Here is a 22,363-nt window from a genome sequence, read left to right on the forward strand (position 1 = left end):
CGCAGACGACGGATGCCGCGGACGGATGCCGTCCGCGGCATCCGTCTGTCCACGGTCGGTGCCCGATGCGCATCGGCCGCCTCGCCGCGCACGTAGGGTGGAACCCCGGTGGTGAGCGCTCCCCATCGACAGCGCCCCGCCGAGGTGGTCTCCTCGAGTGCGGGCGTCTCGTCACCGGCAGCGGTGCGCGTATGCGCCGACGAGGAAGGAAGCCGGCGTGAGCGTCACCACCCCGACGGATGCCCCGGGCGAGCCCGGGACGATCACGGCCGCCATCACGGGACTGGCGGACGCCGACGCGCTCGGGGTGCGATCGGCGCCGACCGGTCGCCGCGCGCTCGCGTTCACGATCGACGCCGCGATCTGGTCGGTGCTCGCCGCACCGGGAGTGATCGGCGCGGTCGTGCTGCTGCGCGTCCTGCTCCCCGCCGCGCTGGGCGAGGCATCCGCCGCCCCCGCCGATCTCCTGCTGCCCTCGATCCTCGTGCTCGTGAGCCAGGTGCTCCTCGCGGCGTTCGGGCTGGTGCAGCTCGTCCTGCACGGTCGGCGCGGCGTCACCGTGGGCAAGGCGAGCCTGGGCCTGCGCAGCGTCGGCGTGGTCGCACTCGGCCGCCCCGGCTTCTGGCGCATCACCGGGCGGGCGACCGTGCTGTGGCTGGCCTGGTCGGTCCTCCCGGTCGTCGGGCCCGCGCTGCTGTTCGCGTCGGGCCTGTGGGACCCGAGCGGGCGCGGGCGCAGCTGGCTCGACCGGCTCGGATCGGTCTGGCTCGTCGACGCGCGCCACGGGCTCGACCCGGCCGACCCGAAGGCCGTGCGGCAGGCGCGACGTGCGCTCGTCCCGCCGCCGTCCACCCGGCGCGAGTCGCTGCCGTCGCTGGCAACGGATGCCGCGGGCGCACCCGCACTCGTCCCCGCGGCGCGCTCCGCGTCGGGCGTGGTCACCGCCCCCGCCGCAGAGTCCGCCTGGGTACCGCCCGAGCTCGCCGGCAACCCGCGCGACGCGGTGCTCGTGCTCGACGACGGCAGCCGGGTCGACGTCGCCGGCGACGGGCTGCTCGGCCGCGCCCCGGAGCCGCGTGTCGGCGAGCGGGTGGTGCAGCTGCTGCCGCTCGACGATCCGCGCATGGAGATCTCGAAGACGCATGCCGCGTTCGGCATCGACGACGCCGGGTTCTGGATCGCCGATCGCGGATCCACGAACGGCACCTCGGTCGCCGAGCCGGGTCGGGCCGCGGTCGTCCTCGCCGCGGGGGAGCGCACCGTGCTCGCGTGGGGTGCGCGCGTGGAGGTCGGCGGCAGGTCGTTCACGGTCGAGCGCGCGGAGGTCGGCGCATGAAGGTCAAGCTCACCTACCGGCGGCCCGGAGGCGACGACGTCGACATCGTCGTGACCTCGGACGCCACGGCGACGGTCGCGGACGTCGCCCGGGCGATCGCGGCGGGCGACCCGCGTGGCACCGGCACGGCGGGCGTGCCGGTCACGCTCGCGGTGGCCGCCCCGACCGCGCGTGAGGCGGTCACGCTGGCGCCGGGCACGCTCTTCGCGGATGCGGCGGTCGGCTCCGGGTTCCGCGCCGCGGTGGTGCCCGACACGGGGGCCGGTGCGCGCCGCACCGCGCCGGCGGCGGAGCTCCGCGTGCACAGCGGCCCGGACGCGGGCCGGCGCATCGACCTCCCCGAGGGGCACAGCGTCATCGGCCGTGGCGGCGACGCCGACGTGGTGCTGGCGGATCCGCTCGTCTCCAAGCGCCACGCGCGCATCGAGGTCGGGCACGGCATCGAACTCGTCGACCTGAACTCGGCGAACGGCATCCTCGTCGACGGCGGGCTCGTGCCGCGCCTCACGGTGATGCCCGGGCAGCCCATCGTGCTGGGCGACACCGAGCTCTCGATCGCCCCGCTGTCCGCAGCGGATGCCGCGGACGACCCGGTGCTCGAGCGCGGCGGTGCGCTCGTGTTCAACCGGTCGCCGCGGGTCGAGCCGCGCTACCCGGGCACCGAGTACCCGCACCCGGACGTGCCGACCGAGGCATCCCCCCGCATGTTCCCGTGGCCGATGATCGTCGCGCCCGTGATCATGGGGCTCTCGATCTACGCGCTCACCCAGCGCGTGCTGTCGCTCGTGATCGTCGCGATGGCCCCGCTCATGCTGCTCGCCAACTGGTTCGGGCAGCGCAGCTTCACGAGTCGCAAGCTCCGGCAGGAGATCGAGACCTTCGAGATCCAGGCCGAGGCCCTCGAGGAGCGCCTGACGGCCGAGGTCGAGGTCGAGTTCGCCCGGCGGCAGGGGGAGGCGCCCGCGGTCGCGACGATCTACGAGCAGGCGATGGGCCTCGGCCCCATGCTCTGGACCCGGCGGCCCGAGCACTGGAACTTCCTGTCGTTCCGGCTCGGCACGGGCCGGGCGGCGAGCCGCAACTCGATCGCGCCGGCGCCCGGCGGGGGCGGCATCCCCGAGTACACGGCCCGGGTCGAGGAACTGCGCGACCGGTTCGCGACCATCGACGACGTGCCCGTCGTCGAGCTGCTGCCGAGCGCGGGCGCCATCGGCATCGCGGGCCCGCGCGCCGTCGCCGCCGACGTCGTGCGCGGCCTCGGCGTGCAGCTGTTCGGACTGCACGCCCCGAACGAGATCATCACCGCCGCGATCGTCGACCCCGGCTGGGCCCGCGAGCTCGAGTGGCTGAAGTGGCTGCCGCACACCACGAGCCCGCGTTCGCCGTTCGCGCAGTTCGCGCTGGCGGACAGCCAGGCGACCGGCACCGCCCTGCTGAACGCGCTCGAGGAGACCATCCTGCAGCGCCTCACCGGCACGACGACCCGCCGCGGCCCGCTGCGCGACGCCGACACCGCAATGGAGCTCGGCGCACAGGTCGGCGAGGCGATCGAGCAGGGCGACTCGGGCGACGGCGACATGGCGCTCGTGCTGTTCGTGTCGGCGGATGCCCCGGTGGACCGGCCGCGCCTCACCCAGGTGATCGAACGCGGTGCCGACGCGGGCATCTACACGATCTTCCTCGGCCCGAGCGTCGAGGCGCTGCCCGCCGCGTGCCGCACGTTCGTCGACGCGTCCGGCGGACTCGAGGACGCCACCGTCGGTCTCGTCCGCGCCGGGCGCACGTACGAGCACGTGCGCGTCGAGGGCGTGTCGGCCGCCTACGCCGACGTGTTCGCGAAGCGCCTCGCGCCGGTCGTCGACGCGAGCACCGTCGTCGCCGACTCGAGCGACCTGCCCCGATCGGTGTCGATGCTCGGGCTCATCGGGCACGACCTCGCCGAGACGTGTTCGAGCGTCGTCGAGCGCTGGCGCCAGAACGACTCGGTCGCCGACCGCTCCGGTACGGCGCTTCCGCGGCTGAAGCGCGCCGGCACCCTCAAGGCGTTCGTCGGCCAGTCGACCCCCGACGCCATGACGCTCGACCTGCGCAGCCAGGGACCGCACGCGCTCGTCGGGGGCACCACGGGCTCCGGCAAATCGGAGTTCCTGCAGGCGTGGGTGCTCGGCATGGCCGCCGAGTACAGCCCCGACCGGGTGACGTTCCTGTTCGTCGACTACAAGGGCGGCTCGGCGTTCGCCGACTGCGTCGACCTGCCGCACTGCGTCGGGCTCGTGACCGACCTGAACCCCCACCTCGTGCGCCGCGCGCTCACGAGCCTGCGGGCCGAGCTGCACCACCGCGAACGGCTCTTCCACCGCAAGAAGGCGAAGGACCTGCTCGAGCTCGAGCGGCGGCGCGACCCCGAGTGCCCGCCGGCGCTCGTGCTCGTGATCGACGAGTTCGCCGCGCTCGCGAACGAGGTGCCCGAGTTCGTCGACGGCGTCGTCGACATCGCCCAGCGCGGGCGCTCGCTCGGCATCCACCTGATCATGGCGACGCAGCGGCCCGCCGGCGTCATCAAGGACAACCTCCGCGCGAACACGAACCTGCGTGTCGCGCTGCGCATGGCCGACGAGTCCGACTCGCGCGACGTGGTCGGCGACGCGGTCGCGGCCGGCTTCGACCCCGCGCTGCCGGGCCGGGCGATCGCGAAGACGGGCCCCGGTCGACTCGTGCCGTTCCAGTCCGCCTACGCGGGCGGCTGGAGCGTCGAGGAGCGCGTCGAGGCCGAGGTGCGCGTCGCCGAGCTCCGTTTCGGCGGCGTGCTCCTCTGGGAGGTCGAAGCCGGGCCGGAAGAGGCCGAGCTCGCCGTCGACCCCGGTCCGAACGACCAGCGGCGCATGGTGCGCAGCCTCGTCGCGGCGGCCACGGAGGCATCGATCCCCACGCCGCGCCGGCCCTGGCTCGACGACCTCGCCGACGCCGTCGACCTCGTCGACCTCCCGGTCGCGGGCGACTCGCAGGTGGTCGTCGGGCTGGCCGACCGGCCGGAGCGCCAGCTGCAGGAGCCGGTGCACTTCGTGCCGGACCGCGACGGCTCGATGCTCGTCTACGGCACGAGCGGCTCGGGCAAGTCGACCGCGCTGCGCACGGTCGCGATCGCGGCGGGCATGCGGCCGGACGCGGGCGCGGCGCAGGTGTACGCGCTCGACTTCGGGTCGGGCTCGCTGCGGTCGCTCGAGGTGCTGCCGCACGTCGGCGCGGTCATCCCGGGCGACGACACCGAGCGGGTGCAGCGGCTGCTCCGCACGATCGGCGACCTGATCGATCGTCGGGGTCGGGCGTTCAGCGCGGTCGACGCGGCGAGCCTGACCGAGTACCGCGACCTCACCGGGGCGGCCGAGCCGCGCGTGTTCGTGCTCGTCGACGGGTTCGCGCAGTTCCGTTCCGAGTGGGACGGCGCTGCGGTCCGCGCGCCGTACTACAACGCGTTCATGCGCATCCTCGGCGAGGGTCGCCCGCTGGGTGTGCACGTGGTCGCCACCGCCGACCGGGCCGGCGCGGTGCCGACGGCGGTCGCGGCGAACGTGACGAAGCGCATCGTGCTCCGCCTGTCGGAGGAGACCGCCTACCAGGTGCTGGGCGTGCCGAAGGACGTGCTCGACGAGCGCACCGTGCCGGGGCGGGCGATCGTCGACGGCGCGGAAGCCCAGGTCGCCGTGCTCGGCGGCTCGACGAACGTGGCGACCCAGACGGCGGCGCTGGGGGCCCTCGCTGCACGCCTGCGCCACGAGGGTGCTCCCGAGGCGCCCGGCATCGGCGCGCTGCCGGCCGCATTCCCGGGTGCGCACCTGCCCGAGTCGGTCTCGGGCGAACCCGTGCTCGGCCTCGCCGACGAGACGCTCGGGCCGATCGGCTTCGAGCCGGTGGGCACGTTCGCGGTCACCGGCCCGCCGCAGAGCGGCAAGTCGCAGGCGCTCCGCGGGCTCGTCGACGCGATGCGGCGATTCGACCCCGACGTGCGCCTGTTCCACTTCGCGGGCCGCCGCGCGCAACTCGCCGACCACGCGCCCTGGACCCGGAGCGCCACGAACGTCGCCGACGCGAAGGCGCTGGCGAAGGAGCTCGTCGAGCTCGTCCCCGACGAGCGGCTCGGCCATCGCATCATGGTCGTGGTCGAGCAGGTCACCCAGTTCGCCGACACCGAGGCGGAGCGCCCGCTCAAGGAGCTCTTCCAGGCGATCAACCGCAGCGACCACTTCCTCGTGGGCGACGCCGACGTGTCGCTGCTGTCGAGCGGCTTCGGCTTCATCGGCGACTTCAAGGCGGGTCGGCGGGGGGTTGCCCTGCGGCCCGACGCGTTCGACGGCGACTCGGTGTTCAAGGTGCCGTTCCCGAAGGTCAGGCGCGCGGACTTCCCCGAGGGCCGGGGCATCTTCGTGCAGCACGGGCGCATCCAGACGGTGCAGCTGCCGCTGTCATGACACGGATGCCGCCGATGGGGATCGCTCCCCATGTCCCCGATGCCCGGGCCGGCAGTAGGCTCGCGACCGCCGGAGCGGAACCGGCCGAGACCCGAGGAGGCGCCACATGTCGGACGTGCTGATCAGCTACTCGGTGCTGAACGAGCTCAACGGCTCGCTCAAGCAGATCCTGGTCGAGCTCGACGAGGCGTCGAACCGGTCGGACCAGCTCGAGGAGGCCATCGGCACGCCGTGCGGGCGCGGCGAGCTCCGGTCGAGGGCGAGCAGCTTCGAGTCGGGCTGGGACGACCGCCGCCGATACCTGCGGGACGACATCGCGAAGGTGCAGCAGCACGTCGAAGAGACCGGCGCCGCGTGGGAGGACTGGGACGTCGAGGCGTCGAAGTCCCTGAGCGTCGACGCCGGCGAGACCCGCGACCTGCCCCGCGCCTGACCCGCCGACGACCGACCCCGACGAGGAGCGAGACGCATGGACCCCACCCGCCTGGGCCGCATGATCGAGTGGATCGAGGGCCACCCCGGCGACATCACGCGCCGCGGCGACGAGATCGTCGACCTGGGCATGCAGATGCGCGAGTCCGCCGGGCTGCTCGAGGCGATCGCCGAGGGTGCCGAGGGCATGGAGGGCCTCAGCGTCGATGCGCTCCGCGAGGTCATCGGCGAGGTGCACGAGGAACTGCGGCTCGCGGGGGAACGATACTCGCCCACGGGTCTCGCGCTGAAGACGTACGCGGGGTCGCTCGAGGAGGTGCAGACCGGGCTCCGCATGCTCCTGGACGACTGCGAGCAGGCGTGGAACGCGTACACCGCGCGCCGGCTGGAGTACATGTCGACACCGCAGCCCACGCCGGACCCCGAGACCGGCGTGGTCGACGCCACCGCGCACGACGACGCGCTCCTGCGTCGCGAGCAGGCGCACGACGCCTGGGAGATGCTCGCCGACGACTACGACGCGAGGTACGACACCTGGGAGGCCGCGTTCGAGCGCGCGACCGACGCGATCGGTTCAGCGAACGACGGCGGCATCGAGGACTCCTGGCGGGACGATCTCGCCGGCTTCTCGGATGCGGCGCTCGGCTTCCTCCAGTTCGCCGGCATCGTGCTCGCGGTGCTCGCGATCATCATCGGCGGTCCGCTCATCGCGGTGCTCGGCACCATCGTCGGCATCCTCACGCTCGTGCTCACGCTGTACATGAAGTACTACGGCCGCCGTTCCTGGGGCGACGTGGCCTGGGCGGTCGTCGGCGTCATCCCGATCGGCAAGCTCGGCGCCTTCGCCGAGGGCGCCGAGACGGGCACCAGGGCGTTCCTCAGGGGGTTCGTCGCAGCGGACGAGATCGGCCCCGCGATCAGCCAGGCCCGGAACGGCTGGACGGCGATCCGCACCGGCTTCACCGCGGCCGGGAGCGGGGTGCCCGGTCTGGCCGGCGCAGGGCGGTCGCTGTTCACCGAGATCGCCGACGAGATGGGCAGCGGCGCCGACATCTTCGCCCGCTACATGGGCGCGGCCGACCGCGCCGCGCTCGAGGCGGCCACCGACAACGGGGTCAATGCGGCGCACTTCCTCGCGGGCAGCATGGATGTGCGCATCAAGACGATCCTCGCGAACCTCAAGGAGATGCCCGGAATCGATGCCCCGCCCGCGCCGCCCGTCGACACGTGGCGCGAGCAGCTCGCCGCGAGCTCGTGACCCGTACCCGCGACGCCCAGGTTCGCACGAGCACCGCCGACCGGGAAGGATGTGACGGATGTCACTGAGAGACGAGCTCCTCGGCACCGGCCCGGAGGTCCCCCCGTACCAGCTCGTGCTCCCGCCGGGATGGGTCGAGCACGCGCCCGATGCGGCGGGGGAGCAGGCGATGCTGGCACGGGCATCCGACCGCCTGCGTCACCAGCACCGGCCCGACCTGAACGCGCAGCTGCGCACCCTGGCCCGCCAGGCGTTCGCCGACCTCCGCCGCCTCGACGCGGTCGCGTACTTCGTGCAGGAGTCCGCGCCCGAGGACGCGATCATGCCGATGTCGATCACCGCGACCCGCATGACCGCGCCCGACGGCGGCACCCTCGACGCGCAGGTGTCCGAGCTGATCCGCAGCCACGGCGCGCGCGCACTGAACGACGACCGGGCCATGATCCGCTGGGTGCGCTCCGGCACGAACGAGCTGAACGGCGAGCGCATCGGCGCGCACACCGTCTCCTACCTCACGCCGATCCCGGGCACGCGCCGCCGCAGCGCCCTGCGCTTCGCGGCGGTCATCGCGCACCCGGTGGGCATGGCCGCGACGGAGCATCCGCTCGCCGGCTTCATCCACACCGCCGACGCGATCATGGGCACCTTCGCGTGGATTCCGCGACGGGAGGCCACCGCGTGAGCGCGCCCGCCTCGATGGACGTCGACCTGCAGATTCCGGATGCCTCCTGGAGCGTCGTGCCCCCCGAGGCGACCGGCGAGCAGTGGGACGCCTTCACGTCCGAGCTCGCGGCGGGCTACGCGGCCGTGCGCGGCGGCCTGACCGACGACCAGCGCATGGCGCTGCGGGTGATGCTCGACGAGGTGCGCGCGCAGGTCGCGCCCGACGACGCGATCACCCTGCTGTTCCGCCCGTACCTGCTGCCGGTCACCGCGGTCGTGCACGTGCGCGTAGCGGCGATCGCCGACGGCGACGACGTCGAGGCGGGGCTGCGGCTCGCCCTCACGCCCGACCTGCCGCTCGCGCTCCCGCCCGTGTACGAGGACGTCGTGGCGGCGGGACTCGGCGCCGGGCGCAGGTCGACCTTCGTCGCTGCGGCACCGGATGCCGCGGGGCACCCCGTCGGCGGCATCAGCTACGCCTTCGCGACCGACGGGCTCGCCGTGCATGTGCTGACCTCGCCCACGCGGCCGACGGTGCTCGGCCTGCTCGAGGAGCAGCTCGAGCAGATCGTGCAGACCCTGCGCATCCTGCCGGCCGATGCCTGACCCGGTCGAGGGCGGGCGGATGCCCCGGGCCGACGACCTCGCAGCATGGGCCCGGTCCGTGCCCGCCGCCGGCCCCGCCGAACTGGCCGACCTCGACCGCCGGCTACTCGCCTCCGCGCCCGACGTGCTGTCCGCCGTCGAGCGCGAGGCGCGCGCGTACGGTGACGACGTGGCGGCCGCCGACCGCGCGCACGGCGGCGCCGCCGCGGTCGCGCGCATCGCCGCACGTGCCGAGTTCGACCACCCCCGTGCCGGCTGCGCCTCGCTGCTGCTCACCGGGGCGCTCCTGCTGCCGGTCACCGTCGCATTCGCCCTGCTGGTCGGGCGCGGCACCATCGGGCTCGCCGACGCGCTCACGGCCGGCGGCGTGCTCGCGGGAGTCTCGGGCGTCGCCGCGCTCGTGCTGCTCGTCGCCGCGCTGGCCGCGCCGCGGCTGCTGCAGCCCCTGCCGCGGGTCGCCATCGGCAGCGCCGCGGTGGGGGTGGTGACCGCGGGCCTCGCGCTCCGGCGGGCCGCGGACGACCCGCTGAACGCGGCCTCGGCCGACGGCTCGCTCCCGCTGATCGTGCTGTCCGCCGTCCCCATGCTGGTGCTCGCGGTCGTGGACGCGGTGCGTCGGGTACGGATGCGCGCGGCCCTCGTGGCGGACACGGCCGACGACCGGGCGGTGGCCGATCCGTTCCTCGCCGCGGTCGCCGGCGCGAGGGGGCACACGATCGAGGCGATGGAGGCGACGCTCGCGGCGCTGTCGGACGAGGAACGAGCGGCGATGGAGGCCGCACGCGCGGGCGCGCTCGAGCGAATGTCCCGGCGCGGCCTGCTTCCCCAGCGACGGGTGCACGCGATCGTCTCCGAGCCGGTGGGGGCCCTGCTGCTCGCCGAGGCGGACCCGCCGCAGCTGCCGACGCCGAGCCCCCGCTCGGCGTGAGCGGCCGCTGTCCACGGGTGGGCAGTGCTGCCCATCGCCCGCGCCCACCGCGCGGGCTACCGTAGGGGCGTCCGGTCCGGCAGGGACCGGCGGAGACGATCGGGAAGGTGGTACCCATGGCGGACTTCGGAGCGTCGTACGGCGAGATGGAGGCCATGGCGGCGAAGCTCGGCGATGCGCGGGACGACATCCAGGCGCAGCTCGACCAGCTCAAGGCGTCGGTGGACAACCTGCTGGGCGAGGACTTCCGGACGCAGCACGCGTCCGGCCGCTTCGGGCAGGGCTACGAGGAGCTGACGACGGGCCTGAAGTCGGCCGTGGACGGCATCGGCGAGATGGGCGAGTCGCTGCGCGCGATGATGCACGCGATCCAGGACCTCGACCAGCAGCTCGCGGGCGGCTGACGGTCGCAAGCCGGAGCGAGGGGGAGGCGCGAGCCTCCCCCTCGGCGCGTCCGGGCGACGTAGGCTCGGGACGATGGACGCCGACCAGCGGAGCTACGCGCGGGCGCTCGCCCCGTTCGCGACCGCGACCTACCTCGCCGCGCTGGTGTGCGCCTTCGGGTTCCTGGCCCTGCTCTTCGGCGGCGACCCGATCACGCTGCCCGACGCCGGCCTGCTGCTCGGTCCCGCCATGGTCGGCGTCGCGGTGCTGGTGCTGCTCGCGATCCTGCTGTTCGCCGTGCCCGGGCGCCGGTTCCGCGACCAGGCCGCGTCGACCTGGTTCGGCATCTGGACGGGCGTGGCCGCGTGGGCCGGCTACGTGGGGACCGGGGTGGTCGCCTACGGCGGCGTCGTCGAGTCGTTCGACTTCCTGGTCACGCTCGTCCTGAGTCCGTTCACCTCGATCGTCGCGCTGTTCGCCGCCGCCGTCACGTGGGCCGACATCGCGCTCGTGCGCCGGCGCGGTCGCAGCGCGGGGCCGCCGCGATGGCCGTGGGAGGATCGCACGTGACGCGCCGCTCGTCCGCCGCTGGCTGCGACCGGGGCCCGCACGCGCTAGCGTGAACCGCGATGGACGGGTCGATCGAGGCTCGGGTCAGCCACGAGGTCGACAACTGGCTCCGCTGGCTCCCGCGATGGCGCCCCGGCACCGCGCGTGCCCGGGCGCGGCTCTGCCGACGCTGCTTCGGATCGCCGATCCTCGCCGCCGCCGGGCTCGAGGTCGACGTGCCGCACGGCGTGCAGCACGCGCTCTCGATGCGCATGAAGGGCATCATCGACGTCGCGGTCGACGACTACACCGACCGCAACCTCCCGCTGCTGCACCGTGAGCTGCGGCAGGCGGAGGAGCGCAAGGCGCGGCGGCCCTACCGTCCCGGCGAGGGCCTCGACCCGGAGTACCGCGGCCTCGAGCTCGACCCCGACCCGGCGCCCGACCAGCCGTTCCTGTTCACGATCGGCGGGCTCGAGCGCGACGTCGCGGCCGGCACCGAGCCCGAGCAGCCGCGCCCGCTGTCGCAGGAGGAGAAGGCGGCCATCCGTGAGGAGGTCCGGCTCGCCGACGAGTTCGCCAAGCAGATCGGGCGCCGGATCTGCGCCGCCCTGCGGGACCACCGCGCGCGGATCGCCGAGGGGATCGCCGGCATCGTGGAGCCCCAGGTGGCCGAGCTGCTCGCCGACCTCGACCGCGAGCTGGACTCGCCGATGTGGCCGGGACCCTGACCCGCCCCTGTGTGGACGCTGGGGGACTCCGCGGCCATTTGACCACCCAGAACGCCCCGGGTAACATTGATCTGGTGTGCGCTTCGCCGCGCGCCTGACGCATGCCCCCGGGCGTGCGCCGGGAAGCGAACGGAAACCACACTCCAAGGGAGCTCTGGATGAGCATCCCCCACGGCATACCCACCATTCGAAGGCACTGCAGCTCTGCGGTGCCGGTGGGTCATGATGCGACACAATCCATCACCGCTGTCACCGTGCAGCATGAACAAGGAGAACGAGTGCCCACCATTCAGCAGCTGGTCCGCAAGGGCCGCTCGCCGAAGGTCGACAAGACCAAGGCCCCGGCCCTGAAGGCCAACCCCCAGCAGCGCGGCGTCTGCACGCGCGTCTACACCACCACCCCGAAGAAGCCGAACTCGGCCCTGCGCAAGGTCGCCCGAGTGAAGCTCTCCAACGGCACCGAGGTCACCGCCTACATCCCCGGCGAGGGCCACAACCTGCAGGAGCACTCGATGGTGCTCGTCCGCGGCGGCCGTGTGAAGGACCTCCCCGGCGTCCGCTACAAGATCATCCGCGGCGCGCTCGACACGCAGGCGGTCAAGAACCGCAAGCAGTCGCGCAGCCGCTACGGCGCGAAGATGGAGAAGAAGTAATGCCTCGCAAGGGACCCGCTCCGAAGCGCCCCGTCGTCGCCGACCCCGTCTACGGGTCGCCGGTCGTCAGCCAGCTCGTCAACAAGATCCTGATCGACGGCAAGAAGGACCTCGCGCAGCGCATCGTCTACGACGCGCTCGAGACCGTCGCCTCGAAGTCCGGCCAGGACGCCGTCGTGACCCTCAAGAAGGCCCTGGACAACGTGCGCCCGACCCTCGAGGTCCGCTCGCGCCGCGTCGGCGGCTCGACCTACCAGGTCCCCGTCGAGGTCAAGCCGCACCGTGCGAACACCCTGGCGCTGCGCTGGCTCACCAGCTACGCCAAGGCCCGCCGCGAGAAGACCATGACCGAGCGTCTCACCAACGAGATCCTCGACGCCTCGAACGGCCTGGGTGCCGCGGTCAAGCGCCGCGAGGACACCCACAAGATGGCCGAGTCGAACCGCGCCTTCGCCCACTACCGCTGGTAGCCGGCGAGCGGATGCCGCGAGGCGACGCCCCGCGGCATCCGCTCCCCCCAACCCCACCTACGAGATCCCCCGGAGGAACCTGTGGCACAGGATGTGCTCACCGACCTGAACAAGGTCCGCAACTTCGGCATCATGGCCCACATCGATGCCGGCAAGACCACCACGACCGAGCGCATCCTGTTCTACACGGGCATCACGCACAAGATCGGCGAGGTGCACGACGGCGCCGCGACGATGGACTGGATGGCGCAGGAGCAGGAGCGCGGCATCACCATCACGTCGGCCGCGACGACGTGCTTCTGGAACAACATCCAGCTGAACATCATCGACACGCCCGGTCACGTCGACTTCACCGTCGAGGTGGAGCGCAACCTCCGCGTGCTCGACGGCGCGGTCGCCGTCTTCGACGGCAAGGAGGGCGTCGAGCCCCAGTCCGAGACCGTCTGGCGCCAGGCCGACAAGTACAACGTGCCGCGCATCTGCTTCGTCAACAAGATGGACAAGCTCGGTGCGGACTTCTACTTCACCGTCGACACCATCGTCAGCCGCCTGGGCGCGAAGCCGCTCGTGCTGCAGCTGCCGATCGGCGCCGAGAACGACTTCCTCGGCGTGATCGACCTGGTCGAGATGCGCGCCCTGGTGTGGCCCGGCGACGCGAAGGGCGACGTGACGCTCGGCGCGAAGTACGAGGTCCAGGAGATCCCGGCCGACCTCAAGGACAAGGCCGAGGAGTACCGCCAGACGCTGCTCGAGACCGTCGCCGAGACCGACGACGCGCTGCTCGAGAAGTACTTCGGCGGCGAGGAGCTCACGGTCGCCGAGATCAAGGGCGCGATCCGCAAGCTCACGATCAACAGCGAGATCTACCCGGTGCTCTGCGGCTCGGCGTTCAAGAACCGCGGCGTGCAGCCGATGCTCGACGCGGTCGTGGACTACCTGCCCTCGCCGCTGGACATGCCGGCGATCGAGGCGCACGACGCCCGCGACGAGGAGACCATCATCGAGCGTCACGCCGACGCCGACGAGCCCTTCGCCGCGCTCGCGTTCAAGATCATGACGCACCCGTTCTTCGGGCGCCTCACCTACATCCGCGTGTACTCGGGTCGCCTCGACTCGGGCGGCCAGGTCATCAACACGGCCAAGGGCAAGAAGGAGCGCATCGGGAAGATCTTCCAGATGCACGCCAACAAGGAGAACCCGGTCGACTTCCTGACCGCCGGCCACATCTACGCGGTCATCGGCCTGAAGGACACCACCACGGGCGACACCCTGTCCGACCCGAGCGAGCAGGTCGTGCTCGAGTCGATGACCTTCCCCGAGCCCGTGATCGAGGTGGCCATCGAGCCGAAGACCAAGGCCGACCAGGAGAAGCTCGGCACGGCGATCCAGAAGCTCGCCGAGGAGGACCCGACCTTCCGCACCGAGCACGTCGCGGAGACCGGCCAGACCGTCATCAAGGGCATGGGCGAGCTGCACCTCGACATCCTCGTCGACCGCATGAAGCGGGAGTTCAAGGTCGAGGCGAACGTCGGCAAGCCGCAGGTCGCGTACCGCGAGACCCTGAAGCGCAAGGTCGAGAAGCACGACTACACCCACAAGAAGCAGACGGGTGGTTCGGGCCAGTTCGCGAAGATCCAGTTCGCGATCGAGCCCCTCGAGGTCACGGCCGACACGACCTACGAGTTCGAGAACAAGGTCACCGGTGGTCGCATCCCGCGGGAGTACATCCCCTCGGTCGACGCCGGATTCCAGGACGCGATGCAGTACGGCATCCTCGCCGGATACCCCATGGTGGGCGTCAAGGCGACCCTGCTGGACGGTGCCTCGCACGACGTCGACTCCTCGGAGATGGCGTTCAAGATCGCCGGCTCGATGGGCTTCAAGGAAGCCGCTCGGAAGGCGAACCCGGTTCTGCTCGAGCCGCTGATGGCCGTCGAGGTGCGTACGCCCGAGGAGTACATGGGCGACGTCATCGGCGACCTGAACTCGCGCCGCGGGCAGATCCAGTCGATGGAGGACGCCAGTGGTGTGAAGGTGATTCGCGCCAACGTCCCGCTGTCGGAGATGTTCGGATACATCGGCGACCTGCGGTCGAAGACCTCGGGCCGTGCGGTGTACTCGATGACCTTCGAGAGCTACGCGGAGGTCCCGAAGGCGGTCGCCGACGAGATCGTCCAGAAGAACAAGGGCGAGTAGCCCTCGCACAGCGCGCAACCAGCCGGTTCGCGTAACATACCCAACACACCCCGTAGATCACCGAGCGCAATCCAGCGCCCGGCGCTTCTACACGTAAGTCCTGAGGAGGACCCACAGTGGCTAAGGCCAAGTTCGAGCGGACCAAGCCGCACGTCAACATCGGAACGATCGGTCACGTCGACCACGGCAAGACCACGCTCACCGCTGCGATCTCGAAGGTGCTCGCCGAGAAGTACCCGTCGGACGTCAACGTGCTGCGCGACTTCGCTTCGATCGACTCCGCTCCCGAGGAGCGCCAGCGCGGCATCACGATCAACATCTCGCACGTCGAGTACGAGACGCCGAAGCGCCACTACGCGCACGTCGACGCCCCGGGTCACGCCGACTACATCAAGAACATGATCACCGGTGCGGCCCAGATGGACGGCGCGATCCTCGTGGTCGCGGCGACCGACGGCCCCATGGCCCAGACGCGTGAGCACGTGCTGCTCGCCAAGCAGGTCGGCGTGCCCTACCTGCTCGTCGCGCTGAACAAGGCCGACATGGTCGACGACGAGGAGATCCTCGAGCTCGTCGAGCTCGAGGTGCGCGAGCTGCTCTCGAGCCAGGGCTTCCCGGGCGACGACGCTCCGGTCGTGCGCGTCTCGGGCCTCAAGGCCCTCGAGGGCGACGAGCAGTGGGTCAACTCGGTGCTCGAGCTCATGGAGGCCGTGGACGACTCGATCCCCGACCCCGTGCGCGACAAGGACAAGCCGTTCCTCATGCCGATCGAGGACGTCTTCACGATCACCGGTCGTGGAACCGTCGTCACCGGCCGTGCGGAGCGCGGCACCCTGAAGATCAACTCCGAGGTCGAGATCGTCGGCATCCGCCCGACGCAGAAGACCACGGTCACCGGTATCGAGATGTTCCACAAGCAGCTCGACGAGGCGTGGGCCGGCGAGAACTGCGGTCTCCTGCTCCGCGGTCTCAAGCGCGAGGAGGTCGAGCGCGGCCAGGTCGTCGTCGCTCCGGGTTCCGTCACGCCGCACACCGAGTTCGAGGGCACCGCGTACATCCTGTCCAAGGACGAGGGTGGCCGCCACAACCCGTTCTACGCGAACTACCGTCCGCAGTTCTACTTCCGCACCACCGACGTCACCGGCGTCATCACGCTGCCCGAGGGCACCGAGATGGTCATGCCCGGCGACACCACCGACATGACGGTCGACCTGATCCAGCCGATCGCCATGGAGGAGGGCCTCGGCTTCGCCATCCGTGAGGGTGGTCGCACCGTGGGTGCCGGTACGGTCACGAAGATCATCAAGTAGCGAACCGCTCCGACAGGAGCATCGCGACCGACAGGGGTCGGGCCTTCGGGCCCGGCCCCTTCGTCGTTCACACGGCGCCGTCGACGGCGCCCCGGGACGTGCGAGGATTGGGCGCATGTCGGCGGCACGATGGCGGGGACTCGACGGCCTCCGAGGCGTCGCGGTCATCGCCGTCGTGCTCTTCCACGCCGGGCTCGCGCCGGGCGGCTTCCTCGGCGTCGACGTGTTCTTCGTCCTGTCCGGCTTCCTCATCACGCGGCTGCTGCGCAACGAGTACGACCGCACCGGCACGATCCGCCTCGCGCGCTTCACCGCGCGCCGGCTCCTCCGGCTCTACCCCGCGCTGCTCGCGGCCTGCACGTTCGTGATGACCGTCGCGCTCGTCACCGGCCGTGCGGTGCCGGAGCTCACGCGCGACGTCGTGGTGTCGCTCACCTACACCTCGAACCTGTTCGCGATGCAGGGCGGTCTGCTCGACCACACCTGGACGCTGAGCCTCGAGGAGCAGTTCTACCTCGTCTGGCCCGCGCTGCTCCTGCTGGCCCTGTGGTCGCGCGCGTGGTGGGGGTGGCTGCCCGTGGTCGCGCTCATCGCGACGATCCTCGTGCTCGACCTGCTGCCGGGCGCGCCGCCCGCGCTGCACAGCTACGTGCGCGCGATGGGCTTGCCGCTCGGCTGCGCGCTCGCGTTCGCCGGCCCGCGCACCCTCGCCGGCATCGGGCGGCTGGCCCCGATCGCGGCCGTCGGATTCGTCGTGGCGGTCTTCGTCCCGCTCCCGGCCGCGCTCACCACCGGATGGCCGATCTCGATCGGGGCGGTCGTCGCCGCGCCGATGGTGGCCCTGCTCGTCTCGCGCACGGTTCCGCCGGCCGAGTGGACGCCCCTGCGCTGGTTCGGGCTCCGCTCGTACAGCCTCTACCTCTGGCACCTGCCGATCATGTCGCTCGCGCTGCACCACGCGCCCGAGGGCGTGCCCGAGTGGCTCCGGGTCGTCGCGGGCGTCGCGGCATCCCTGCTCGTGGCGGAGGCGTCGTACCGCTGGATCGAGCAGCCCGTGCTCCGGCTGCGCGACCGGCGTCGCCCGGCCCCGGTCCCCGACCCGGGACCGCGCCGTGCGGAGGGCGCCGACGCGGAGTGACCGGCGGCCTCGGGGGAGCGCGGAGGGCGCCCCGCTCGCCTAGAATCGCTGGGAACGCATGCGCGGGTGACCCGCCCGCGCGACGGGTGCCGGGCACGAGCCGGTGGCCGACGCGACTGACGCCGTGGCCGCCTGCGGCCTCGAGAGGAGCCCCCTTGACCGAGATCGCCCCCGCGCCGATCACCCTGCGCCCGGAACGCACCGAGGCGGTCGCGCTCGGCGACGTCGCGGACGCGGTCGGTGCGCAGGTGGTGCCCGGGGCCGCTGAGGTGCGGGTCACCGGCGTCACCTTCGCATCGGGGCAAGTGCGCCCGGGCGACCTGTACGTGGGCATCCGCGGCGCGCACGCGCACGGCGCGCAGTTCGCGGGCCAGGCGGCCGAGGCGGGTGCCGTCGCGCTGCTGACGGATGCCGAGGGTGCGGCGCTGGCAGGGGCATCCGCCCTGCCCGTGCTGGTCGTGCCCGCACCGCGCGAGGTGCTCGGCGCCGCGGCCGCGAAGGTGTACGACTACGTCGAGGGCGACCCGCAGCTGCTCGGGGTGACCGGCACCAACGGCAAGACGAGCACCGTCCACCTCCTGGAGGGCATGCTCGGCGCGCTGGGCGAGGTGGCCGGGCTCAGCTCGACGGCCGAGCGCCGCGTCGCGGGCGAGGTCGTCGTCGCCGGGCTCACCACGCCCGAGTCCAGCGACATGCACGCGCTCATCGCCACGATGCGCGAGCGGGGCGTGACGGCCGCGGCGATCGAGGTCTCCGCGCAGGCGCTCACGCGGCACCGCATCGACGGGGTGCGCTTCCAGGTCGCCGGGTTCACCAACCTCAGCCACGACCACCTCGACGACTACGCGTCGATGGAGGAGTACTTCGACCAGAAGGTCGCGCTGTTCCAGCCCGACCGCGCGGAGACGGGCGTCGTCTCGCTGGACACGGCGTGGGGCGCGCAGGTCGTCGAGCGCTCGGGCATCCCGGTGCAGACCATCACCTCGCGCGACGACGTCGACGCCGACTGGCGTGTGCGCACGACGGCCGTGTCGCGCGAGGGCACGCGGTTCGCGCTGGACGGCCCCGACGGCGCGCACCTCGAGGCCATGATCCCGGCGATCGGGGAGCACCACGCGGCCAACGCGGGTCTCGCGATCGTCATGCTCGTCGCCGGCGGGCGCCCGTTCGAGCGGGTCGCCGCCGCGCTCGCCCACGACGGCGCCATCCCGCCGATCCCCGGTCGCACGGAGAACGTCGCGGCGCCCGGCTCGCCCGCGATCTACGTCGACTTCGGCCACAGCGCCGACGCGTTCGCGAAGACGCTGGACGCGGTCCGGGCGGTGACCTCGGGCAAGGTGATCATGGTGTTCGGCGCCGACGGCGACCGCGACAAGACGAAGCGCCACGACATGGCCGCCGAGGCGGTGCGGCGCAGCGACATCCTGGTGGTCACCGACCACCATCCGCGGTTCGAGGATGCCGCGTCCATCCGCCGCACGCTGGCCGAGGGTGCGCTCGCGGCGAGGCCCGACGCCGAGCTGCACGTGGTGTCGCCGCCGCCCCGGGCGATCCGCCTCGCCGTGTCGCTCTGCGAGGCCGAGGACTCCATCCTCTGGGCCGGCCCCGGTCACCAGAACTACCGCGAGATCCGCGGCGTCAAGACCGCGTACTCCGCCCGGGAGCAGGCACGCCAGGCGCTCCGCGAGCAGGGCTGGGAGGCCCGCTGACGCCGTTCGCTGTGAGTCCGCTGGGCGACACGCCGTGCGCGACACGCCCGGGTTGCACGGGACGCGTGCGATGTGGCAAACTCGTTGAGTTCAACATTTCGAACGCGTGGCGAACGTGCGCGCGTTTCGGATCACTGCCAGGCAGTGCATAACCACCTCGGGCGATGCTCACGGGGGTCAGGTTAGGCCGCGGGCAGCAGGACACGACTCAACCGACAACTGCAAGGACACGGCGCAGCCGTGTCCGCGAGCGGGTTCGCGCCCGCGTGCGCGAGTCGGTGACAGGTTCGACGGTCGAGCGTGTCGAGGCGATCGGATCCGCGAGGAATCGCGGTGGTCTCGACAGGCTCGATCACGGGCCGTTGACAGAAGAACAGTGGTGCACCACACGGAGTGCTACGACGGCGTCCAATGCAGCGCGAGCTGTACGACGCCTTGACAGAGAGAGAGTCAGCCATGGCGGGACAGAAGATCCGCATTCGACTGAAGTCGTACGACCACGAGGTCATCGACACCTCGGCGCGCAAGATCGTCGACACGGTGACCCGCGCGGGTGCGACCGTGGTCGGCCCGGTGCCGCTCCCCACGGAGAAGAACGTGGTGTGCGTCATCCGCTCGCCCCACAAGTACAAGGACAGCCGCGAGCACTTCGAGATGCGCACCCACAAGCGCCTGATCGACATCGTCGACCCGACCCCCAAGGCGGTCGACTCGCTCATGCGCCTCGACCTTCCGGCCGACGTCAACATCGAGATCAAGCTCTGAGGTAACCCATGTCCACGACTGCTACCAAGACCGTCAAGGGTCTCCTGGGCACGAAGCTCGGCATGACCCAGGTGTGGGACGACCAGAACCGCGTCATCCCCGTGACCGTGATCGAGATCGCCCCCAACGTCGTCACCCAGCTCCGCACCCCCGAGAAGGACGGCTACAGCGCCGTCCAGATCGCCGCGGGCCAGATCGACCCCCGCAAGGTCCTCAAGCCGGCCGCCGGCCACTTCGAGGCCGCCGGGGTCACCCCGCGCCGCCACCTCGCCGAGGTGCGCACGGCTGACGCCGCCGACTACTCGCTGGGCCAGGAGCTCACCGTCGAGGAGACCTTCGAGGCCGGCCAGCTGGTCGACGTCGTCGGCACCTCGAAGGGCAAGGGCTTCGCCGGTGTCATGAAGCGCCACAACTTCAAGGGCGTGTCCGCTTCGCACGGTGCCCACCGCAACCACCGCAAGCCCGGTTCGATCGGCGCGTCCTCGACCCCGAGCCGCGTCTTCAAGGGCATGCGCATGGCCGGCCGCATGGGCGGCGAGCGCGTGACCGTGCTCAACCTCAAGGTGCACTCGGTCGACGCCGAGAAGGGCCTGCTGCTCGTCAAGGGCGCCGTCCCCGGTGCTCGTGGCCGCCTCGTTTTCGTCCGCAACGCAGTGAAGGGAGCGTAGTCCATGGCTACCTCACTCGACATCGTCGACGTCAAGGGCAAGAAGGCCGGCTCGATCGAGCTGCCCGCCGAGCTCTTCGACGTGCAGACCAACGTCCCGCTGATCCACCAGGTCGTCGTCGCCCAGCTCGCCGCTGCGCGCCAGGGCACGCACAAGACCAAGAACCGCGGTGAGGTCTCCGGTGCCGGCCGCAAGCCCTTCAAGCAGAAGGGCACCGGTCGCGCCCGCCAGGGTTCGATCCGCGCGCCGCACATGACCGGCGGTGGCGTCGTCCACGGCCCGACCCCGCGCGACTACTCGCAGCGCACGCCCAAGAAGATGATCGCCGCAGCCCTGCTCGGCGCGCTCTCCGACCGTGCCCGCGGCAGCCGCGTGCACGCCGTCGAGGGCCTCTTCGCCGGCGAGACGCCGAAGACGAAGGCCGCGATCGAGCTGCTCGACTCCGTGGCAGCGTCGAAGCACGTCCTGGTGGTGCTCACCCGCGACGACGAGCTCAGCGAGCGCGCCGTCCGCAACATCCCGACCGTGCACGTGCTGCCGTTCGACCAGCTGAACGCCTACGACGTGCTCGTCTCCGACGACATCGTCTTCACCAAGGCCGCGCTCGAGGGCTTCATCGCCTCGAAGGCCACGAAGGAAGAGGTCTCCGCATGAGCGCCGCATGGAACAAGGACCCCCGCGAGATCATCATCGCGCCGGTGGTCTCCGAGAAGAGCTACAACCTGATCGACGAGGGCAAGTACACGTTCATCGTGGACCCCCGCGCCAACAAGACCGAGATCAAGCTCGCCATCGAGCAGATCTTCAAGGTCGAGGTCGCGCAGGTGAACACCCTCAACCGCCAGGGCAAGACCCGCCGCACCCGCTTCGGCATGGGCAAGCGCAAGGACACCAAGCGCGCCATCATCACGCTGAAGTCGGGCTCGATCGACATCTTCACGGCTGTCGGCTAAGGAGCAACCGAGAAATGGCTATTCGCAAGTACAAGCCCACGACCCCGGGTCGTCGCGGTTCGTCCGTCGCCGACTTCGCGGAGATCACCCGGTCGACGCCGGAGAAGTCGCTGCTGAAGCCCCTGTCCAAGTCGGGCGGGCGCAACAACCAGGGCCGGATCACCACCCGCCACATCGGCGGTGGCCACAAGCGCCAGTACCGCGTCATCGACTTCCGTCGCAACGACAAGGACGGCGTGCCCGCCAAGGTCGCGCACATCGAGTACGACCCGAACCGCACCGCGCGCATCGCGCTGCTGCACTTCGTCGACGGCACCAAGCGCTACATCCTGGCGCCGAGCCGCCTCTCGCAGGGCGACGTCGTCGAGTCGGGTCCCTCGGCCGACATCAAGCCGGGCAACAACCTGCCGCTGCGCAACATCCCGACCGGTACCGTCGTGCACGCCATCGAGCTCCGCCCCGGCGGCGGCGCCAAGATGGCCCGCTCGGCAGGCGCCTCGGTGCGCCTCGTCGCCAAGGACGGCCCCTACGCGCAGCTCCGCCTGCCGTCGGGCGAGATCCGCAACGTCGACGCGCGCTGCCGCGCGACCGTCGGCGAGGTCGGCAACGCCGAGCAGTCGAACATCAACTGGGGCAAGGCCGGCCGCAAGCGGTGGAAGGGCGTCCGCCCGACCGTCCGCGGTGTCGCCATGAACCCGATCGACCACCCGCACGGTGGTGGCGAGGGCAAGACCTCCGGTGGTCGCCACCCGGTCAGCCCCTGGGGTCAGGCCGAGGGCCGCACCCGTCGCCCCAACAAGGAGAGCGACAAGCTCATCGTCCGTCGTCGCACCGTCGGCAAGAAGCGCAAGTAGGAGTAAGAGAAGATGCCGCGCAGTCTCAAGAAGGGCCCCTTCGTCGACGAGCACCTGCTTCGCAAGGTCGTCACGCAGAACGAGGCCGGTTCCAAGAACGTCATCAAGACGTGGTCGCGTCGCTCGATGATCGTCCCCGCAATGCTGGGTCACACGATCGCCGTGCACGACGGCCGCAAGCACATCCCGGTGTTCGTCACCGAGACCATGGTGGGCCACAAGCTCGGCGAGTTCGCGCCCACCCGCACCTTCCGTGGACACGTGAAGGACGACAAGAAGGGCCGCCGCCGCTGA

General features: G+C 71.6%; 22 protein-coding genes. All 22 read left to right on the forward strand.

The window, feature by feature from the left end; genetic code table 11:
- Nucleotides 1–217 precede the first annotated feature (217 nt).
- The 22 genes from QMG39_RS10895 (at nucleotide 218) to rpsS (ending at nucleotide 22,363) form a co-directional block, all read left to right on the forward strand.
- Entirely contained in the window at nucleotides 218–1,336 is a 1,119-nt protein-coding gene (locus QMG39_RS10895; protein ID WP_281884867.1) for an RDD family protein, read from the forward strand.
- On the forward strand, nucleotides 1,333–5,802 hold the full coding sequence (locus tag QMG39_RS10900; RefSeq protein WP_281884869.1) for a type VII secretion EssC family protein: 4,470 nt from the start codon (nucleotides 1,333–1,335) through the stop codon (nucleotides 5,800–5,802). The genes QMG39_RS10895 and QMG39_RS10900 overlap by 4 nt, the downstream gene beginning before the upstream one ends.
- 106 nt (nucleotides 5,803–5,908) lie before the next feature.
- The gene (locus tag QMG39_RS10905; RefSeq protein WP_281884871.1) at nucleotides 5,909–6,235 is read left to right on the forward strand and encodes a hypothetical protein; all 327 of its coding nucleotides are present in this window, start codon (nucleotides 5,909–5,911) and stop codon (nucleotides 6,233–6,235) included.
- Between the two features lie 36 nt (nucleotides 6,236–6,271).
- Complete coding sequence (locus tag QMG39_RS10910; RefSeq protein WP_281884873.1) at nucleotides 6,272–7,492, forward strand: UbiA family prenyltransferase; 1,221 nt, start codon at nucleotides 6,272–6,274, stop codon at nucleotides 7,490–7,492.
- 58 nt (nucleotides 7,493–7,550) lie between these two features.
- A complete protein-coding gene (locus QMG39_RS10915) occupies nucleotides 7,551–8,174 on the forward strand; it encodes a hypothetical protein (RefSeq protein ID WP_281884875.1) in 624 nt (207 codons plus the stop codon).
- On the forward strand, nucleotides 8,171–8,761 hold the full coding sequence (locus QMG39_RS10920; protein WP_281884877.1) for a hypothetical protein: 591 nt from the start codon (nucleotides 8,171–8,173) through the stop codon (nucleotides 8,759–8,761). The genes QMG39_RS10915 and QMG39_RS10920 overlap by 4 nt, the downstream gene beginning before the upstream one ends.
- Nucleotides 8,754–9,689 carry a hypothetical protein gene (locus QMG39_RS10925; RefSeq protein WP_281884879.1) on the forward strand — a complete coding sequence of 312 codons (936 nt, stop codon included), beginning with the start codon at nucleotides 8,754–8,756 and terminating at the stop codon, nucleotides 9,687–9,689. Before QMG39_RS10920 ends, QMG39_RS10925 begins: the two co-directional genes overlap by 8 nt.
- 116 nt (nucleotides 9,690–9,805) lie before the next feature.
- Nucleotides 9,806–10,093, forward strand: a complete 288-nt coding sequence (locus tag QMG39_RS10930) for a WXG100 family type VII secretion target (protein WP_281884881.1) — start codon at nucleotides 9,806–9,808, stop codon at nucleotides 10,091–10,093.
- Nucleotides 10,094–10,166: 73 nt separating this feature from the next.
- On the forward strand, nucleotides 10,167–10,643 hold the full coding sequence (locus QMG39_RS10935; protein ID WP_281884883.1) for a DUF6121 family protein: 477 nt from the start codon (nucleotides 10,167–10,169) through the stop codon (nucleotides 10,641–10,643).
- Nucleotides 10,644–10,702: 59 nt separating this feature from the next.
- The gene (locus QMG39_RS10940) at nucleotides 10,703–11,353 is read left to right on the forward strand and encodes a spermidine/putrescine ABC transporter substrate-binding protein (protein ID WP_281884884.1); all 651 of its coding nucleotides are present in this window, start codon (nucleotides 10,703–10,705) and stop codon (nucleotides 11,351–11,353) included.
- Nucleotides 11,354–11,631: 278 nt separating this feature from the next.
- Nucleotides 11,632–12,006, forward strand: coding sequence for a 30S ribosomal protein S12 (gene rpsL / locus QMG39_RS10945; protein ID WP_281884886.1), 375 nt, complete (start codon nucleotides 11,632–11,634; stop codon nucleotides 12,004–12,006).
- On the forward strand, nucleotides 12,006–12,476 hold the full coding sequence (gene rpsG, locus QMG39_RS10950) for a 30S ribosomal protein S7 (RefSeq protein WP_281884888.1): 471 nt from the start codon (nucleotides 12,006–12,008) through the stop codon (nucleotides 12,474–12,476). Before rpsL ends, rpsG begins: the two co-directional genes overlap by 1 nt.
- An 81-nt stretch (nucleotides 12,477–12,557) precedes the next feature.
- On the forward strand, nucleotides 12,558–14,672 hold the full coding sequence (gene fusA / locus QMG39_RS10955; RefSeq protein WP_281884890.1) for an elongation factor G: 2,115 nt from the start codon (nucleotides 12,558–12,560) through the stop codon (nucleotides 14,670–14,672).
- 116 nt (nucleotides 14,673–14,788) lie between these two features.
- On the forward strand, nucleotides 14,789–15,982 hold the full coding sequence (tuf, locus tag QMG39_RS10960) for an elongation factor Tu (protein ID WP_281884892.1): 1,194 nt from the start codon (nucleotides 14,789–14,791) through the stop codon (nucleotides 15,980–15,982).
- 115 nt (nucleotides 15,983–16,097) lie between these two features.
- The gene (locus QMG39_RS10965; protein ID WP_281884894.1) at nucleotides 16,098–17,120 is read left to right on the forward strand and encodes an acyltransferase family protein; all 1,023 of its coding nucleotides are present in this window, start codon (nucleotides 16,098–16,100) and stop codon (nucleotides 17,118–17,120) included.
- 155 nt (nucleotides 17,121–17,275) lie between these two features.
- Nucleotides 17,276–18,829, forward strand: a complete 1,554-nt coding sequence (locus tag QMG39_RS10970) for a Mur ligase family protein (RefSeq protein ID WP_281884896.1) — start codon at nucleotides 17,276–17,278, stop codon at nucleotides 18,827–18,829.
- Nucleotides 18,830–19,285: 456 nt separating this feature from the next.
- On the forward strand, nucleotides 19,286–19,594 hold the full coding sequence (gene rpsJ, locus QMG39_RS10975) for a 30S ribosomal protein S10 (RefSeq protein ID WP_017201594.1): 309 nt from the start codon (nucleotides 19,286–19,288) through the stop codon (nucleotides 19,592–19,594).
- A gap of 8 nt (nucleotides 19,595–19,602) precedes the next feature.
- Nucleotides 19,603–20,262 (forward strand): 50S ribosomal protein L3, encoded by a 660-nt coding sequence (gene rplC, locus QMG39_RS10980; RefSeq protein WP_281884898.1) that lies wholly within the window; start codon nucleotides 19,603–19,605, stop codon nucleotides 20,260–20,262.
- Between the two features lie 3 nt (nucleotides 20,263–20,265).
- A complete protein-coding gene (gene rplD / locus QMG39_RS10985) occupies nucleotides 20,266–20,916 on the forward strand; it encodes a 50S ribosomal protein L4 (protein WP_281884900.1) in 651 nt (216 codons plus the stop codon).
- The gene (gene rplW, locus QMG39_RS10990; protein WP_281884903.1) at nucleotides 20,913–21,215 is read left to right on the forward strand and encodes a 50S ribosomal protein L23; all 303 of its coding nucleotides are present in this window, start codon (nucleotides 20,913–20,915) and stop codon (nucleotides 21,213–21,215) included. Before rplD ends, rplW begins: the two co-directional genes overlap by 4 nt.
- A gap of 14 nt (nucleotides 21,216–21,229) precedes the next feature.
- On the forward strand, nucleotides 21,230–22,069 hold the full coding sequence (gene rplB / locus QMG39_RS10995; protein ID WP_281884905.1) for a 50S ribosomal protein L2: 840 nt from the start codon (nucleotides 21,230–21,232) through the stop codon (nucleotides 22,067–22,069).
- 12 nt (nucleotides 22,070–22,081) lie between these two features.
- Nucleotides 22,082–22,363, forward strand: coding sequence for a 30S ribosomal protein S19 (gene rpsS, locus QMG39_RS11000; RefSeq protein ID WP_281884907.1), 282 nt, complete (start codon nucleotides 22,082–22,084; stop codon nucleotides 22,361–22,363).

Source organism: Agromyces rhizosphaerae, from assembly GCF_027925245.1.
GTDB classification, from domain to species: Bacteria; Actinomycetota; Actinomycetes; order Actinomycetales; family Microbacteriaceae; genus Agromyces; species Agromyces rhizosphaerae.

Excerpts from the sequence above, each read along its gene's own strand:
- QMG39_RS10900 (WP_281884869.1), top strand. The coding sequence starts at position 1,333 with ATGAAGGTCAAGCTCACCTACCGGCGGCCCGGAGGCGACGACGTCGAC.
- QMG39_RS10905 (WP_281884871.1), top strand. The coding sequence starts at position 5,909 with ATGTCGGACGTGCTGATCAGCTACTCGGTGCTGAACGAGCTCAACGGC.
- QMG39_RS10910 (WP_281884873.1), top strand. The coding sequence starts at position 6,272 with ATGGACCCCACCCGCCTGGGCCGCATGATCGAGTGGATCGAGGGCCAC.
- QMG39_RS10915 (WP_281884875.1), top strand. The coding sequence starts at position 7,551 with ATGTCACTGAGAGACGAGCTCCTCGGCACCGGCCCGGAGGTCCCCCCG.
- QMG39_RS10925 (WP_281884879.1), top strand. The coding sequence starts at position 8,754 with ATGCCTGACCCGGTCGAGGGCGGGCGGATGCCCCGGGCCGACGACCTC.
- QMG39_RS10930 (WP_281884881.1), top strand. The coding sequence starts at position 9,806 with ATGGCGGACTTCGGAGCGTCGTACGGCGAGATGGAGGCCATGGCGGCG.
- QMG39_RS10935 (WP_281884883.1), top strand. The coding sequence starts at position 10,167 with ATGGACGCCGACCAGCGGAGCTACGCGCGGGCGCTCGCCCCGTTCGCG.
- QMG39_RS10940 (WP_281884884.1), top strand. The coding sequence starts at position 10,703 with ATGGACGGGTCGATCGAGGCTCGGGTCAGCCACGAGGTCGACAACTGG.
- rpsG (WP_281884888.1), top strand. The coding sequence starts at position 12,006 with ATGCCTCGCAAGGGACCCGCTCCGAAGCGCCCCGTCGTCGCCGACCCC.
- QMG39_RS10965 (WP_281884894.1), top strand. The coding sequence starts at position 16,098 with ATGTCGGCGGCACGATGGCGGGGACTCGACGGCCTCCGAGGCGTCGCG.
- rpsJ (WP_017201594.1), top strand. The coding sequence starts at position 19,286 with ATGGCGGGACAGAAGATCCGCATTCGACTGAAGTCGTACGACCACGAG.
- rplC (WP_281884898.1), top strand. The coding sequence starts at position 19,603 with ATGTCCACGACTGCTACCAAGACCGTCAAGGGTCTCCTGGGCACGAAG.
- rplD (WP_281884900.1), top strand. The coding sequence starts at position 20,266 with ATGGCTACCTCACTCGACATCGTCGACGTCAAGGGCAAGAAGGCCGGC.
- rplW (WP_281884903.1), top strand. The coding sequence starts at position 20,913 with ATGAGCGCCGCATGGAACAAGGACCCCCGCGAGATCATCATCGCGCCG.
- rplB (WP_281884905.1), top strand. The coding sequence starts at position 21,230 with ATGGCTATTCGCAAGTACAAGCCCACGACCCCGGGTCGTCGCGGTTCG.
- rpsS (WP_281884907.1), top strand. The coding sequence starts at position 22,082 with ATGCCGCGCAGTCTCAAGAAGGGCCCCTTCGTCGACGAGCACCTGCTT.